Consider the following 15569-nt stretch of genomic DNA (forward strand, 5'->3'; position numbering starts at 1 on the left):
CGTTCTTCTGTCGGCGACACGGGCGGCGAGTTGAGCCTTTGGGCTGGTAGCGGGCGTGCCCCGCCGCCCCGTGCGTCGGTTAGTCGCCCGCGCCGACCACGTCCAGGATCCAGGCGGTCGCGAACGCAGCCTCGCGCCAGGCGTCGTAGCGGCCGCTCGGCCCCGAGTGCCCCGCCCCCATCTCGGTGCGGAGCAGCACGTCGGAGGCGCCGACCGCGCGGAGCTTCGCGATCCACTTGGCCGGCTCGTGGTACAGCACCCGGGTGTCGTTCAGCCCGGCGAGCGCGAGGATCGACGGGTACGTCCGCGGCTCGACGTTGTCGTACGGGGCGTACGAACGGATGTACGCATACGCCTCGGGGTCGTGCAGAGGGTTGCCCCACTCCTCCCACTCGGTCACGGTCAGCGGTAGTGACGGGTCGAGGATCGACGTCAACGCGTCGACGAACGGCACGTCGGCGACGATGGCCCGGAACGCGTCCGGAGCCAGGTTCGCGATCGCACCCATCAGCAGCCCCCCGGCACTGCCGCCGCGGGCAATCAGCCGGTCACTCGAGGTCCAGCCGGCGTCGACGACCGCTCGAGCGGCCGCGACGAAGTCAGTGAACGTGTTCTTCTTGTGGCCCAGCTTGCCCTCGGTGTACCAGCGGCGGCCCAGCTCACCACCGCCCCGCACGTGGGCGACCGCGAACACGAATCCACGGTCGAGCAGCGAGAGCCGGGCGACCGAGAACCAGGGATCGATGCTGATCTCGTAGGCGCCGTAGCCGTACAGCAGGAACGGCGCGGTGCCGTCGCGCGGGGTGTCCTTGCGGGCCACCAGCGAGATCGGGATCCGGGTGCCGTCGGGCGCCGTCGCCCACTCGCGGTGCTGCTCGTACAGCTCGGGTTCGTACCCGCCGAGCACCGGCTGGCGCTTCCGCAGCGTGAGCTCGCCGGTCGCCAGGTCGCAGTCGAACACCGAGTCCGGCGTCACCAGCGACGTGTAGTGCAGCCTGAACTGCGTCGCGAAGTAGTCGGGGTTGGCGGACGGCTCGACCGTGTAGACGGTCTCCGGGAACGTCAGGTCGCGATCGGGCTCACCCTCGGTGAGCACGCGCAGCCCGGTGAGGCCGTCCTTACGCAGGTGGACGACGACGTGGCCGGCGAACGCGTCGACGTCGGCCAGCCGCACGGCGGGGTCGTGGGGGATCAGCGGCGTCCACTCGGACGGCGCGTCGACCGGGGCGGTGGCCAGCGCGAAGTTCTCCGCGTCGTCGTTGTGCAGGACGAGGAAACGCTCCGGACGGTTCGGCCCGGCCGCCTGATGGTCGATCGAGTACTCGACGTTGTCGCGGCGGGGCGCGATCAGCCGGGGCTCGCTGCGCGGGGCCGTCGCGTCGATGACACGGACCTCGCTGGTCGTCTTGCTGCTGGCCTGGATGACGATGTACGCCTCGCTGCGGGAGAGGCCGACACCCACCCAGAACCGCTCGTCCGGCTCCTCGAAGACCATCGTGTCCTGGTCGGCAGGCGTGCCGACGGTGTGCCGCCAGACCCGGTGCGGACGCCACGCGTCGTCCACCGTCAGGTAGAACAGCTCGGTCGCGTCGGCGGACCAGGCCGTGCCGTACGAGGTGTTCGGGACCTCGTCGGAGAGGTCCTTGCCGCTCGCGAGGTCGCGAATCCGCAGCGTGAAGCGCTCGTCGCCGGCGAAGTCGGTCGAGTACGCGAGCAGCTGGTCGTCCGGGCTGACGTCGAACGCACCGAGCGAGAGGAACGCCTCCTCACCGGCGACCACGTTTTCGTCGAGCAGCACTTCCTCGCCGGGGAGCGGGGCGCCGTCCGTGGTCTCGGGGGGCGTCAGCTGACCCGGCTCGGCGCGCAGGCGGCAGTGGATGCCGTACTGCTTGCCCTCCTCGGTGCGGCTGTAGTGCCACCAGTCGCCCTTACGGCTGGGCACCGACAGGTCGGTCTCCTGCGTGCGCCGCTTGATCTCGTCGAACAACGTCTCGCGCAGGCCGGTCAGGTGAGCGGTGACCTGCTCGGTGTACGCGTTCTCCGCGTTGAGATACGCCATCGTGTCGGGATCGTCCCGGTCGGCCAGCCAGGCGTAGTCGTCCACGACCTCGTCGCCGTGGTGGGTCCGAACGAACGGGACGCGCTTCGCGACGGGGGGAGTGAGCGGCTCGGGGGTGGTCATGCCCGCACCGTATCCGGTAGGTGCGCGGCCCGCCGAGGACGACGCTGCCAAGCGAGCCCCGCCCTCGACGGGCTCCAGGTCAGAATGTCGCGTGCCTTCGACACGCGCAAACGGGGAATGTCTCCGGATGGGGGCGGTTGAAACGAGCATGGCTGACAGCGAACTCGCCGTGTCCGTGCTCGACTTCGTCGGGATCCCGTACGGCGGCACCGCCACCGAAGCGATCGACGGGAGCGTCGAGCTGGCCCGGACCGTCGAGCGGCTGGGCTACCGGCGGATCTGGTTCTCCGAGCACCACAACAGCCCGACGCTCGCCTGCACGGCCCCGGAGCTGCTCATCGCCCGGGTCGGCGCGGCGACCAGCACGCTGCGGGTGGGGGCGGGCGGCATCATGCTGCCGAACCACGCGCCGCTCAAGGTCGCCGAGACGTTCCGCACGTTGGAGGCGATGTTCCCCGGCCGGGTCGACCTCGGGCTGGGACGGGCGCCGGGCACCGACGGGCTCACCGCACTCGCACTGCGCGGCTCGGAGCAGAAGGTGATGGGGAACGAGTTTCCGCAGCTGACCGGCGAACTGCTGGCGTTCCTCACCGACACGTTCCCGGACGACCACCCGTTCCGGTCGGTGCAGGCCACGCCGGCCGTGCCCGGGATGCCGGAGCTGTGGATCCTCGGGTCGAGCGACTACGGCGCACGGTTCGCCGCGGTGAACGGGCTGGCGGCGAGCTTCGCGCACCAGATCAACCCGGAGCTGGCGGGGCCGGTGCTGCGGGCCTACCGCCGCGACTTCCGGCCCTCGGAGTTCCTGGACGCGCCGCGGAGCAGCGTCTCGACGATCGCGTTCGCGAGCGAGGACGCCGCCGAGGTCGCCGAGTTCGAGGCGTACTGGACGCTGAACATGGCGAAGCTGCGGTCCGGGCGGCTGGGGCCGATCTCGCCGGAGGAGCTGAAGGAGTTCGCGGCCTCGTCGGGGTACCCGGCGGCACGGGAGCAGATGGCGGGCCGGCTGAACGCCGGGTCGCCCGAGGTGGTGGCGACCCGGCTCCGCGCGCTCGTGGAGGACACCGAGGCCGACGAACTCATCGTCGCGACGCCGACCCCGAGCTACGCCCAACGAACCCGCAGCTACGAACTCCTCGCCGCCGAGCTGGGCGTCCGCGGCCCGGCGTCCGAATGACGCAGTGAGTGGGCTCAGCGCTTGGGCGCGCCCTTGCCGTAGAGGGTTTTCATCGTGCGGGCCAGCAACGAGTTCGTGGAATCGGTGCGGGTGAAGCTGTAGATCGCCAGCGGCAGCGCGAAGCGCTGACGCGCGATCGCCTTCGGCCGGGTGAACTCCCGCAGGCCGTCCTCGCCGTGGATCCGTCCGAACCCGGAGTCACCCACACCGCCGAACGGTAGCGCCGCCACGCTCGCGAACGAGATGACCGAGTTCACCGCGGTCATCCCGGAGCGGATCCGCCGCGCCAGCTCGACGCCGCGCCGCTTCGAGAACACCGCGGCGCCGAGCCCGTACGAGGTGCCGTTCGCACGCTCGACGGCCTCGTCCATGTCCCGCACCTTGCTGACGGTGAGCGTCGGCCCGAACGTCTCCTCCTGGACGGCAGCGGAGTCCTCCGGCACGTCGGTGAGAACGACCGGCCCGACGAACGGCCCGCTGACCGACTCGGCGCCACCGACCACGGCCTTGCCGCCGCGGGCGAGAGCGTCGTCCACGTGCCGGCGGATGACGTCGAGCTGCGACGGCATCGTCGCCGGCCCGTAGAGCGCGTCGGGCGCTTCGCCCGGCGTGACGTTCTTGGCCGCGGCGGTCAGCTTGGCCAGGAACGGCTCGTACACGGCCTCGTGGACGTAGACCCGCTCGGTGCCGATGCAGGTCTGACCACCGTTGGACATCCCGCCCCACACCGCGGCGTCGGCGGCGGCGTCCAGGTCGGCGTCGGCGTCGACGAGCAGCGGGTCCTTGCCGCCGCATTCGATCAGCACCGGCGTGAGCGTCTGCGCGGCGGCCGCCATGATCTTCTTGCCGGTCGCGGTGGAGCCGGTGAACGCGATCTTGTCCACGCCCGAGGTCGTCAGCGCGGCACCGGTCTCCCCGCCGCCGTAGACGCCGACGAACACCGGGTGCTCGGGCACGACCTCGGCGAACGTGTCGACCAGCCACTGGCCGATCAGCGGCGTGTACTCGCTCGGCTTGAACACCACGGCGTTGCCCGCGGCCAGCGCGTACGCGATCGAGCCCATCGGCGTGAAGACCGGGTAGTTCCACGGGCCGATCACGCCGATCACGCCGAGCGGCGCGTACTCCAGGCTCGCGGCGATGTTGGCCGCGAGCAGGCCGGACGGCACCCGGCGCGGCCCGAGGACCTTCGCGGCCTTCTTCGCCGCCCAGTCCAGGTGGTGGACGGTGATCAGCACTTCCAGCATCGCGTCGTCGGACGGCTTGCCGTTCTCGCGGTGCATCAGGTCGGCGAGCTCGTCCATCCGCTGCACGATCAGCGCCCGCCAGGCCAGCAGCCGTGTCCGGCGTCCGGAGTACCCGAGCGCGGCCCACCAGGCCGACGCGGCACGGGCCTTCTCGACCGCCGACCGCACAGCGTCCGGGTCGGTGACCGGAATCCGGCCGACCTCCCCGCCGGTAGCCGGACTCGACGACACCAGGTGGCCGTCGACGAACGTCGGGGTGCCGGGGCGTGACGTCTGCTCGGCCACGGTCATCGGGACCTCCTGCGGAAGTGGGGCGGTTGTCCGGAGTCTAGGACTCAGGCGACCCACTGGTAGGGGGAAACTTACTAACGAGTAACCCAGGTGACTCGGTTCAGATGGGGGCAGAGACCCGCAAGCGGTGTGATGCGGACCATGCTCCGGCCTAAGTTACTGATCGGTATGCCAGACTCGGCCCACTCCACGGCCAGCTATAGGGAGGGCGACCGTGTCCAGGAACTTCGCGCGAATCGGAATCGTCGGTCTGGGAACGGTAGGGGCGGGCCTCGCGGACGTGTTCGCCGGCGCCGGGTTCGAGGTGATCGGCGTGGACACGGACGAAGCGGCTCGGGCCCGGGTGAGCGTGCCGGTGTCCGATTCGTTGGACGCTCTGGCGGACGCCGATCTGGTGATCGAGGCGGTCCCCGAGCGGCTCGAGCTCAAGCAGCGGGTGTTCACCGACCTTGGTGCGGTGGTGCGACCGGATACGGTGCTGGCCACCGCGGCCTCGGCGCTGTCGGTGACCGAGCTGGCGGTGGCAGCCGCCCACCCGCACCGGGTGCTGGGGCTGCACTTCGCCGCGCCGGTCGATGCGACCCCGCTGGTCGAGGTCGTCCGGACGGTGTTCACCGACCCGGACGTCATCGACGACACGGCCACGCTGCTCTCCGAGCGGCTCGGCAAGAACCCGCTGACGGTCGGCGACCGGCCCGGGCTGATCACCTCGGCGCTGCTGTTCGCCTACCTCAACCAGGCGGTGTCGTTCGTCGAGTCGGGCTACGCCACCCGCGACGACGTCGACGCCGCGATGCGGTTCGGCTGCGGACTGCCGTTCGGTCCGCTCGCTGTCGTCGACCGGATCGGGCTGGACACCACGTTCGACGTGCTCACCGCCTTGTTCGCGCAGAGCGGGGACCGGCGGCACGCGCCGGCGCCGCTGCTCAAGCAGATGATCGCCGGCGGGTTACTCGGCCTGAAGTCCGGCCGCGGCTTCTACACCTACGTGGACGGCGCGCCGGTTCTTGATTCGAGCGCCGGAACTGCCGACGCCGACATCGTCCGGACCGTGCAGAAGGTCGGCGTCGTCGGCTCCGGAACCATGGCCACCGGCATCATCGAGGTGTTCGCCAAGGCCGGGTACGACGTCACGTACGTGACCCGCAGCGACGACAAGAGCGCGAAGGTGCTCGCCGCGCTGACCAAGTCCCTGGACCGCGCCGTCTCGAAGGGCAAGCTCGCCGAGGACGAGCGGGACGCGGTGCTGGGCCGGGTCACCGGCAGCGCCACCCACGACGACCTCGCCGACGTCGACCTGGTCGTCGAAGCGATCGTCGAGGACCTGACCGTCAAGCGCGAGCTGTTCGCGACGCTCGACGCGGTGTGCAAGCCGGGCACCGTGCTGGCGACGACCACGTCCAGCCTGCCGGTCATCGAGTGCGCGACCGCGACGTCCCGGCCGCAGGACGTCGTCGGCCTGCACTTCTTCAACCCCGCCCCGGTGATGAAGCTGGTCGAGATCGTGTCGACGGTGGCCACCGCGCCGGACGTGCTGGCCACCGCGCACGCCGTGACCCGGACGCTGCGCAAGCACCCGGTGGACTGCCGGGACCGGGCCGGGTTCATCGTCAACGCGTTGCTGTTCCCCTACCTCAACGACGCGGTCGCGATGCTCGACGCGCACTACGCGGACGCCGACCAGATCGACACCGCGGTCACGCTCGGCTTCGGCTACCCGATGGGACCGTTCGCGCTGCTCGACGTCGTCGGGCTGGACGTGTCGCTGGCGATCCAGAAGGAGCTGCACGCCGAGTTCCACGAGCCGGGCTTCGTGCCGTCGCCCCTGCTCGAACACCTGGTCGCCGCCGGCTACCTCGGCCGCAAGTCCCAGCGTGGCTTCCGCGACTACGCGCGGAAGTAGTGCACGGCCCGCTCCAGGTCCGTGGTTCTACGACCACCCTGGTGGCGGGAACCCGGGGAGGCTGTTGCACGCTCTCTGGTTGTGAGTCCACGGAGCAATCGTCCGCGGCGTCGTGGTCGGCCGGAAGCCGACCGCGACCCGCGCGACCCCTACGTCCCCGTCGTCGACACGGTCGAGGACGGGTGGGTCGTGCGACGCCTTGCCGGTAGCGCCACCGGCAAGACGTACCGCTGCCCCGGGTGCGACCAGGAGGTGCGCGCCGGTACCGCGCACGTCGTCGTCTGGCCCGAGGCCGGCTCCTGGGCCGGCCAGGCGAGTCCCGACGACCGCCGCCACTGGCACTCCCCGTGTTGGGCGGCCCGCCGCCGCCGACGCTGACCGGGTGCGACGATTCATTCGTGGCTCGCATCGTTTCGAACTCTGTCCTGCCGGCGGATCGCCGGGACATCACGCTCCACACCGCTGACGGGCTGACGCTCGTCGGCGAGCTGGCGCTCCCGCTCGAACGGCCCCCCGTCGCCACGCTGCTCTGCCTGCACCCGCTGCCCACCCACGGCGGGATGATGGACAGCCACCTCTTCCGCAAGGCCGCCTGGCGCCTGCCCGCGCTCGCCGACGTCGCCGTGCTGCGCTTTAACACCCGCGGTACGACGTCCGCCCGCGGCACCAGCGAAGGCACGTTCGACAACGCGGTCGGCGAGCGGTACGACGTCGCCGCGGCGATCGAGTACGCCGAGTTCGAGGAACTTCCGAACCCGTGGCTGCTCGGCTGGTCGTTCGGCACCGACCTGACGCTGATGTACGGCTGCGATCCGTCGGTCGTCGGCGCGATTTTGCTCTCCCCGCCGCTCCGCTTCAGCCGCCCGGAGCACCTGACAGTGTGGTCGGACTCCGGTAAGCCGGTTACCGCGCTCGTCCCCGAGTTCGACGACTTCCTTCGCCCGGAAGAAGCGCGGACCAAGTTTGCGCCGCTGAAGCAATTGGAAATCGTTCCAGTGGACGGTGCGAAACACCTCTGGGTGGGTTATGCCGAGCGAGTGCTGGACGAGATCGTCGCGCGAATCGTGTCGCCTGATAGCGTCCCGCTCCCACGTGAATACGACGGCCCGATAGAGACTGGGGACGCCAGCCAGTACGCCGACCAGACGGTAGCCGCGTTCGCGGACGTGCCGAGGCCGGAGCCGCACGCAGACTAGGGGGACCTGTGACGGTCGAGCTGACGTACCAGGAGAGCGGGCACGGCACACCGTTGGTGCTGCTGCACGCGTTCCCGCTCTCCTCGGCGATGTGGGCGACCCAGCACTGGTTGCTGGCCGACACCTGCCGGTTGATCACCCCGGACCAGCGCGGCTGGGGCGACTCCCCGCTGGGCGACGAGGAACCCTCGATGGACGTCCTGGTGGACGACCTCGCGCTGCTGCTCGACGACCTCAAGCTCGACCGCGTAGTGCTCGGCGGCCTCTCGATGGGCGGCTACGTCACGATGGCATTCTTGCGGCGCTATCCGGAGCGGGTGAGCGGGCTGGTGCTCGCGAACACCAAAGCCGCCGCCGACCCCGAGGGAGCCGCGGCGAACCGAGTCCGGATCGCGCACGCGCTGGAGCACACCGAGTCCGCCGAGACGCTCGTCGAGAACGTGTTCGGCAACCTGCTCGGCCAGACGACGCGTTCCGCCAAGCCCGCGGTCGCCGACGCGGTGAAGGCCGCGATCCTGGCCACCCCACCACGGGCCGCGGCGTGGGCGGAGTACGCGATGGCCAAGCGCGCCGACTCGTTCGACGTCCTGCGCGCCGCCGACGTTCCCGCGCTGATCATCGCCGGTGAGGAGGACGCGCTGATCACCGACGCGGACGTCGCCGCGATGGCCGAGGCGCTCCCGGACGCGCGCGTCGTCGAGATCCCGCACGCCGGTCACCTGACCGCGGTCGAGGACCCCACCGCCTTCGACGGCGCCGTCCGCACGTTGCTCGCCCGCGTCTAGCCGCGCCTAGCCGCGCCTGGCTGAGCAGATTGCATTTAGGCGGGTGATAGCCCTTCCAAATGCAATCTGCTTCCGGGGTCAGGCGGGCTTGCCGTCGCTGCGGTCGGCGCGCCAGGTGAGGTCGAGGGTCGGTCCGACGCCGACCGTTGCCCGGTCGTCGTCGACCAGGCCCAGCATCGACCCGGCTCGCGGCCGGTTCGGCCGGTCCCCGTCGCTGTTGGGTACCTCCTGCGATCCGGACGCCACCGGCCCGGACGCCGCCGGTGTACGCCCCGAGCCCCCGGTCGCTCCAGCCGCAGGTGCTCCAGCCGGAGGCACCGCAGCCGAGGTCGCCCCGGTGGTGGTCGCCCCAGCCGTGGGCGCTGCGGCCGTGGGCGGCGTGGGTGTGCGCGCCGCGCCCGTGGTCGCTCCACTCGTGGGCGCCGTGGGTGTGCGCGCCGCGTCCGTGGTCGCCCCAGCCGTGGGTGCTGCGGCCGTGGGCGACGTGGGGGCGGGGGTTGCTGTGGGTGGCGGGGGAGGGGGCAGCGGCGGGCGTGCCGGGGACGTGGGGACCGGGTTGGCGGCCAGCCGGGCGCCTAGCGTCTGGCGCGGCGGCCCCGGCTTCGGCGTCTCGGGCTTCGGCGCGCCGGAGTTACCGTTGCTGCTGTGCTTCGTCGCGTCGCCGCTCGGGGCGTCCGCCTCCGGCTGCTTTGCCTGCTGCAGTGGCAGCGTCCGGGGCCTGTCGCCGCCGACGGCGGACGTATCACCGCCCGGGGCAGGCTTGTGCGAGCCGGCGGTGGTCTGCTCCGCCTCGGTGAGGGTGGCGCTCCGGCCTGCCCACGCGGTGCCGCTGCGTGCGGCGAACGTGGCGCCGGGCTTCGGCGCAGCACCGTTCGCCGCCCCCGCGGACTCACGCCCGGCCGCGCTGCCGCCCGGGGAGGGAGCATCGCCGCCCGCCGAGCCACGTTCGGCGGCAGACGTGCTGGTTCGGGCGCTCGCCATGGTGCGCAGCGCGCCCGGGGTGGTCTCCTCGCCGGGGTCGGCGAACGTCGGCGCGGTGGGGGCCTTGTCCGTTCCGGTGGGCTCGGCCTTGTCGGCGCCGGCAGTCTGACGCGCGGTGACGTTCTCGTGGGCCGCCGACTTCTCAGTCCCCGCGCTGCTCGCCCTGGCGCCCGCGTTGCCGCCGTCGGGCTTCGCGGTCCCCGCGGCGCGTAACTCGGCGCCAGGCTTCGCTGCGTCGGGTTTCGCCGCCTCGCCGGTCGGCGCGTCGAAGCCGGACTTCGCAGCGCCGGTGGTGCGCGAATCGGTGCCGGCCTTTTCGCCGTCGGGCTTCGCGGTCCCCGCGCGCGAGTCGGTGCCGCCCTTCTCGCCGTCGGGCTTCGCGGTCCCCGCGCGCGAGTCGGTGCCGGCCTTTTCGCCGTCGGGCTTCGCGGCCGTGCTGGCGCCGTTCTGCCCGGTGTCGGGCTTCGCCGCCTCGGCAGTCCGTGCCTCGTAGCCGGGCTTCGCAGCGCCGGTGGTGCGCGAGTCGGTGTCGGGCTTCGACGCTCCGGTGGTGCGTGCGTCGAAGCCGGGCTTCGCGGCCCCCGCGCGCGCGTCGGCGTCGCCCTTTTCGCCGTCGAGCGCCGCCTCGGCGGTGCGTGCCTCGTAGCCGGACTTCGCGCCCCCGGCGGGGCGGGCGTCGGGCTTCGCGCCCCCGGCGGGGCGGGCGTCGGGCTTCGCGCCCCCGGCGGGGCGGGCGTCGGGGCTCACGGCCTCGGTGGGGCGGGCGTCGGCGTCGGGCTTTGCCGTCTCGGCGGTGCGTGCTTCGGCGTCGGGCGCCGCCGAGGCGGTGCCCGCCTCCGGGGCGGCCTTCGCGGCGGTTGGGTCCGCGCTCGCCTCGTCGCTGGTGGCCACCTCGGCGGACGGCGCAGGCGGCGTCGCGTCCGACTGAGGGACAGCAGCCGTGACCGCGGACAAGTTCGCGAACAGACCTCCGCCGAGGCCGGACAGCGCGTCCTGCAGCCGGTTCATCTCACCGTTGATCTGGTCGCGGCGCTCGATGAGCGCGGCGACCTCGCCGCGCAACCGCTCGGCCTCGCGACGAGCCCCGGCGACGACCTTCTCCGCTTCCTCGCGGGCGTTGCGCGTCGTGGTGTGCGCCTCGAGCCCGGCCTTCTCCTTGGTGTTCCGGGCGCGCAGCTCGGCGTCCCGCCGCATCGTCGCGCCCTGCGTCCTGGCGTCCTCGACGACCTGCTTGGCGCGGGTGCTCGCGTCGGCGGTGATGCGCTCCGCCTCGGCGATCGCTTCCTGGATCATGCGCTCGGCCCTGGCCGCGGCCTCCTCGGTCGCCGACCGGGACAGCTCCTCGCTCTCCGCGTGAACCCGCGCGGCGTACTCGTCGGCCTCGGTCGTCGCGGTGGTCGCGACCTGGGTGGCCTCGGAGAGCAGCTTGGAAGCCTTGGACTCCGCCTTCGAGACCAAGGCCGCAGCGGTGGCCTCCGCCTTCGCGGTGAGGTCGGCGGCTTTCTTCTCGGCCGTGGCCCGGAGCGTGTCGACCTCGCTGCGGACCCGCTTCGCGTGCTCGTCGGCGTCGCGCCGGGTCTTCGACGCGTAGCTGTCCGCCTCGCCGCGGACCTTCGTGCTGTGCTCGTCGGCGCTGCGCCTGGTCGTCTTCGCGTAGTCGTCGGCTTCCCTGGCGACCCGTTCGGCGTGGTCGTCGGCGGCCTTCATCGTCTCGGTCGCGAGCGCCTCGGCGGTGGACGTCGTCTCGGTCGCCTTCTGCTCGGCGGCCTCGATCAGCTCGTTCGCCTTGCGGCGCGCCACCATCTTGGCGCCGGCCACCGTGGTGGCGGCCTCCTGCTCGGCGACGTGCAGCTTCTCCTGGGCCTCGCGCAGCGCCTCGGCGGCTTCGTCCCGGTCGTCCTCGGCCTTCCGGGCGTGCTCCTCGGCCTGGGACTGGAGCGTGGTCGCCTTCTCCTGTGCGGTGCGGACGAGCGCGGCGGCCTTCTCCTCCGATTCCGCCAGCGTGCGGGTGGCCTCCGCCTCGGCGTCCGACCGGACCGTCGCCGCGGCGTCCTCGGCCTCGCGGGCGCGCCGGAACACGTCGGCGGTCGCCTCGGCGGCATCGGCGGCGGCTTGGGCCGCCTGCTCGTGCGCCTCGGTCAGCACGGCCTCGGCGCGCTGCTCGGCGTCGGCCTGCAGTGCCCGAGCCCGCTCCTCGGCGCCTGCCACCAGCGTCGCGGCCTTCTCCTCGCCGGCGCTGCGCACCTTTGCCGCGCGCCGCTCGGCGTCGGCGACCATGTCCTGGGCCCGCCGCTCGGCGGTGCCGACCAGGTCGCGCGCACGGGCCTCGGCGACCGAGATGATCGTGCGGGCCCGCTCCTGCGCCTGGGTGACGGCGGTCGCCGCGGCATCGTCGGCCTCGCGGGTGACCTGCGCGGCCTGCTGCTCGGCCGCGTCGATCATGGTTTGGACCTGCTCGTCGGCCTGCGCGGTGTGCGCGGACGCCACACGCTCGGCCTCGGTGACGATCCGGGCCGCCTCCTCGGCGGCCTCGGTGGTGAGCGCGGTCCGCCTGGCCTCGGCCTCGGCGACCAGCTCGTCCGCCCGCCGCTGTGCCTCGGAGGTCAGGCGGGTCGCCACGGCGGTCGCGTCGGCGGTGACCCGCGTGGCCTCGGCGGTGGCCTCCTCGGTGAGCCTCGCCGCTTCCGCGGCTGCCTCGGAGGTGACCCGGGTGGCGGTCTCGTCGGCCTCGCGTCGGGTCGTCTTCGCGTAGTCGTCGGCTTCCCTGGCAACCCGTTCGGCGTGGTCGTCGGCCTTCCGGTTGGCCGCGACGACGTGCTCGTCCGCCTCGCGCCGGGTGGTGGCGGCGTACTCGTCGGCCGCTTCGTGGGTGGAGACCCGGTAGGCGTCGGCCTCCGCGCGGGTGGACGTCGCGTAGGTGTCGGCCTCACGGCGGGTGCTGGTCGAGTACTCCTCGGCGGCGAGCCGGACCGTGCTCTCGTGGTCGTCGGCCAGCCGGGCGACGCGCTCGGCGTGGTCGTCGGCCTCTCGGCGCGTGGTGGTCGAGTACTCGTCGGCGCCGGTGCGGGTCGCGGTCGCGTAGTCGTCGGCCTCGCGGGCGATGCTCTCGGCGTGGTTGTCGGCCTTCTTGATCGCCGCTGCGGCTGTCTTCTCCGCGTCCGCGATGCGCTGGTCGGCCTCGGCGAGCCGAGCCTCGACCTCCACGAGCAGCGCGTCGGCGCGCTCCCTGGCCTCCGCCTCGATCGTGTTGGCCAGCTCGCGGGCCTCGGCGGCCAGTTCCTCGGCCTGCTCCTCGGCAGCATGGACCGCGGCGGCCAGCCGCTCGTTCGCTGCGGTCGTCAGCTGGTTGGCATAGGCGTCCGCGTCGGTGCGGGTTCGCGAGGAGTAGGCGTCGGCCTCGCTGCGGGTGGACTCGGCGTACTCGTCGGCCCCGCCGCGGACCTCCTCGGCGTACGCCTCCGCGTCGGCCGGGATCGCGGTGGCGCGCTCCTCGGCGTCCTGCAGGATGGCGTCCGCTCGACGGCGGGCCTCGGCTTCGTTCTCGTCGATGATCTCCTGCGCGCGGGCGATCTCCTCGCGCAGCCCGATGAGGTGTTCGACGAGCTCACGCTCGGCCTCTTCGCGCTGCCGGGTCGCCTCGAGTTCGGCGTCGCGGATTAAACCGCGGGCGTCGCGGGCGGCGTCGTCGAGGACGCGGTGCGCGGCGGCCTCCGCCTCGGCAGCGGCGCGCTGGACGGTGTTGCGCGCGCCGACCAGCTCGTTCTGAGCGGTGGCGCGGATCTCGTTGGCCTCGGCCTCCGCCAGGTCGAGGATCTGCTGCACGCGGGCACTGACCTCGGCGTGCGGGTTACGGACGGCGTACTCCAGCTGCTGCCGGAGGTGGTAGATCTCGCCACGATGCCGGTCGATCTCGGTGTGCAGTCGCTCGACCTGGGCGGCGTACGCGTCCGAACGCGCGTATGCGGCGTCGCGGTCCGACGCGACCGCGCTCACCTCGCCTTCCATGCGGCGCAGCGCGTCGTCGACCTGACGTCGGTCGTACCCGCGCAGCACCACCTCGAACGACGGCATAGGTTCGCCGCCGCTCACTGGGAGAAGGCCGTGCCCGTCCTCCTGCGACATGCAGTCATACTCGCATCGTTCCGAGCCGGACCCCCTTGGCGGCGGTCAGGCGCTCTGCAACTCCGGTGTGGGAATCGCCTGGCTAATGAGGCCCACCGACACATCGTTCCATGTGCCGTCCGTTCGTGTGGTGCCTCGGACTCCGCACCATCCGAACGGGTGGTGACCCGGTGCGTACACCGGGTCAACCCACCGTCGGGGTGTGCAGCCACCGCCCGGTGCCGGGCCACTTCGGCGTGGTCCGGCCTCGGAGAACACTGTGATTGATCAGCCTCGCCCGTTCGCGCTCGGCGCCTCGACCGGCTCGGCCTTGGCCACCTCGGCGGCCTTCGCCACCGTGGCCGCCGCCGCGCCGCCGCCGACCAGGCCGGCCAGCATCTCGCGCAGCTGACCGAGCTGCGTGGTGATCGCGTCCCGCTGCGAGGTGAGCTCGGCGACCTGGCGCTTGGCCTGGGTCGTGTTGTGCTCGGCGTTCGCCTTGGCGTCCGACATCAGACGCTCGGACTCGGCACGCGCCTCGCTGACGGTCTTGTCGGCGAGCGCACGAGCCTTCTCGACGATGTCCTTGGCCTGAGCCTCGGCCGCCTTACGACGAGACTCGGTGTGCGCCTCGACCTCGCGGGCACGGGTCTCGGCGACCCGGGCGCGCTGCTCGGCCTCGCCGACCAGCTTCTGGGTCTCGGCGACCGCAGCCGCGTGCCGCTGGGACTCCTCCTGCTCGGCCCGCTCGCGCCGCTCGGCCAGCTGGAGCTCGAGCTCCTGCAGGTCGTTGTCGCGCTTCTCGCGCGCCTCGGCCAGGATGCGGCTCGCCTCGCCCCGCTTCTGCTCGGCCTCGCGGGTGGCCTCGCTGCGCAGCTGCTCGGTCTCCTGCCGCACGGTGGTGCGCAGCTGCTCGGTCTCCGCCTTGACCTTGTTGCGGAGCTGCTCGGTCTCCTGCTTCGCCGCGGCCCGCAGCTGAGTGGCTTCCCGCTCGGCGGTGGCCTGCAGCTGAGCCACCTCGCGGTGCACCCGCGCCTTGAGCTCGGCCACCTCGTGGTCGGCGGTCGTGCGCGCCTGCCGGACCTCGCGGTCTGCGGTGGCGCGGTTGACCTCGACCTCGCGGTTGACCTCGTTGCGGATCTCGGACGCCTCGCGCTCGGCGCCCTCCTTGACCCCGGCCGCGTCGCGCTCGGCGGCGACCTTGACCGCCTGCGCCTCGGCACGCGCCTTCTCGGTCAGTTCGCGGGCCTGGAGGCGAGCAGCCGACAGCGTCTCCTCGGCCTTCTTCTCGGCCTCGGTGCGGTGCTCGTTCGCCTGCTCCTCGGCGAGCCGCAGCAGCTGCTCGACCCGGGTACCGAGGCCGGAGAGCGTCGGCTTCGAGTTCTCCTGGAGCTGCTTCTGCTGGCTGCGCATCTGCTGCTGCAGCGCGGTGAGCTGCTGCTCGACCGCGCGAACCCGGTGCTGGGCCTCAGCGAGCTTCTGCTCGGCCTCGGACTTGGCGCCCTGGTTCTGGGTCAGCTCGGTGTTGAGCCGCTGAAGGTGCTCGTTCACCTGGTGCCGGTCGTACCCGCGCAGCGCGATGGTGAAGCCCGGATCGGTGTTCGAAGAGTCGAAGAACGAGAGGTTGTTCTCGGTGGGGGTCGGCTGCATGTCGCCCACTATCGCAGACCCTGATGGCCGCATCTAGCGAACCCTCTCTCACATTC

The 15569-nt window shown here is 72.3% G+C and carries 9 protein-coding genes; 5 read left to right on the forward strand and 4 right to left on the reverse strand.

Annotation, left to right across the window (positions count from 1 at the left end):
• Positions 1-79: 79 nt before the first annotated feature.
• On the reverse strand, positions 80-2182 hold the full coding sequence (locus BUB75_RS00650) for a S9 family peptidase (RefSeq protein WP_073250338.1): 2103 nt from the start codon (positions 2180-2182) through the stop codon (positions 80-82).
• A gap of 148 nt (positions 2183-2330) precedes the next feature.
• On the opposite strand from BUB75_RS00650, the gene BUB75_RS00655 reads away from it, so the two are divergent.
• Positions 2331-3359: an LLM class flavin-dependent oxidoreductase gene (locus tag BUB75_RS00655; RefSeq protein WP_143174968.1), complete on the forward strand. Its 1029-nt coding sequence runs from the start codon at positions 2331-2333 to the stop codon at positions 3357-3359.
• A 14-nt stretch (positions 3360-3373) separates the two neighbouring features.
• On the opposite strand, the gene BUB75_RS00660 is transcribed toward BUB75_RS00655, so the two are convergent.
• On the reverse strand, positions 3374-4897 hold the full coding sequence (locus tag BUB75_RS00660) for an aldehyde dehydrogenase family protein (protein WP_084740098.1): 1524 nt from the start codon (positions 4895-4897) through the stop codon (positions 3374-3376).
• A 214-nt stretch (positions 4898-5111) separates the two neighbouring features.
• Here BUB75_RS00660 and BUB75_RS00665 point away from each other — a divergent pair, with 214 nt between their 5' ends.
• The 4 genes from BUB75_RS00665 (at position 5112) to BUB75_RS00680 (ending at position 8781) form a co-directional block, all read left to right on the forward strand.
• Positions 5112-6800, forward strand: coding sequence for a 3-hydroxyacyl-CoA dehydrogenase family protein (locus BUB75_RS00665; RefSeq protein WP_073250343.1), 1689 nt, complete (start codon positions 5112-5114; stop codon positions 6798-6800).
• A gap of 81 nt (positions 6801-6881) precedes the next feature.
• Positions 6882-7178 carry a hypothetical protein gene (locus BUB75_RS00670; protein WP_073250347.1) on the forward strand — a complete coding sequence of 99 codons (297 nt, stop codon included), beginning with the start codon at positions 6882-6884 and terminating at the stop codon, positions 7176-7178.
• 20 nt (positions 7179-7198) lie between these two features.
• A complete protein-coding gene (locus BUB75_RS00675) occupies positions 7199-7996 on the forward strand; it encodes an alpha/beta hydrolase (RefSeq protein ID WP_073252537.1) in 798 nt (265 codons plus the stop codon).
• Between the two features lie 8 nt (positions 7997-8004).
• Positions 8005-8781 carry an alpha/beta fold hydrolase gene (locus BUB75_RS00680; protein WP_084740099.1) on the forward strand — a complete coding sequence of 259 codons (777 nt, stop codon included), beginning with the start codon at positions 8005-8007 and terminating at the stop codon, positions 8779-8781.
• Positions 8782-8859: 78 nt separating this feature from the next.
• On the opposite strand, the gene BUB75_RS00685 is transcribed toward BUB75_RS00680, so the two are convergent.
• Both BUB75_RS00685 and BUB75_RS00690 read right to left on the reverse strand, forming a co-directional pair.
• Positions 8860-13884, reverse strand: coding sequence for a hypothetical protein (locus BUB75_RS00685; protein ID WP_143174969.1), 5025 nt, complete (start codon positions 13882-13884; stop codon positions 8860-8862).
• A 267-nt stretch (positions 13885-14151) separates the two neighbouring features.
• A complete protein-coding gene (locus BUB75_RS00690; protein WP_073250354.1) occupies positions 14152-15513 on the reverse strand; it encodes a coiled-coil domain-containing protein in 1362 nt (453 codons plus the stop codon).
• Positions 15514-15569 lie beyond the last annotated feature (56 nt).

The sequence above is a fragment of the Cryptosporangium aurantiacum genome, assembly GCF_900143005.1.
In the GTDB taxonomy this organism is placed as follows: Bacteria; Actinomycetota; Actinomycetes; order Mycobacteriales; family Cryptosporangiaceae; genus Cryptosporangium; species Cryptosporangium aurantiacum.

What these genes read in the sequence shown, in the direction of transcription:
- BUB75_RS00650 (WP_073250338.1), bottom strand. Translation starts at nt 2,182, where the DNA reads ATGACCACCCCCGAGCCGCTCACTCCCCCCGTCGCGAAGCGCGTCCCG.
- BUB75_RS00655 (WP_143174968.1), top strand. Translation starts at nt 2,331, where the DNA reads ATGGCTGACAGCGAACTCGCCGTGTCCGTGCTCGACTTCGTCGGGATC.
- BUB75_RS00660 (WP_084740098.1), bottom strand. Translation starts at nt 4,897, where the DNA reads ATGACCGTGGCCGAGCAGACGTCACGCCCCGGCACCCCGACGTTCGTC.
- BUB75_RS00685 (WP_143174969.1), bottom strand. Translation starts at nt 13,884, where the DNA reads ATGTCGCAGGAGGACGGGCACGGCCTTCTCCCAGTGAGCGGCGGCGAA.
- BUB75_RS00690 (WP_073250354.1), bottom strand. Translation starts at nt 15,513, where the DNA reads ATGCAGCCGACCCCCACCGAGAACAACCTCTCGTTCTTCGACTCTTCG.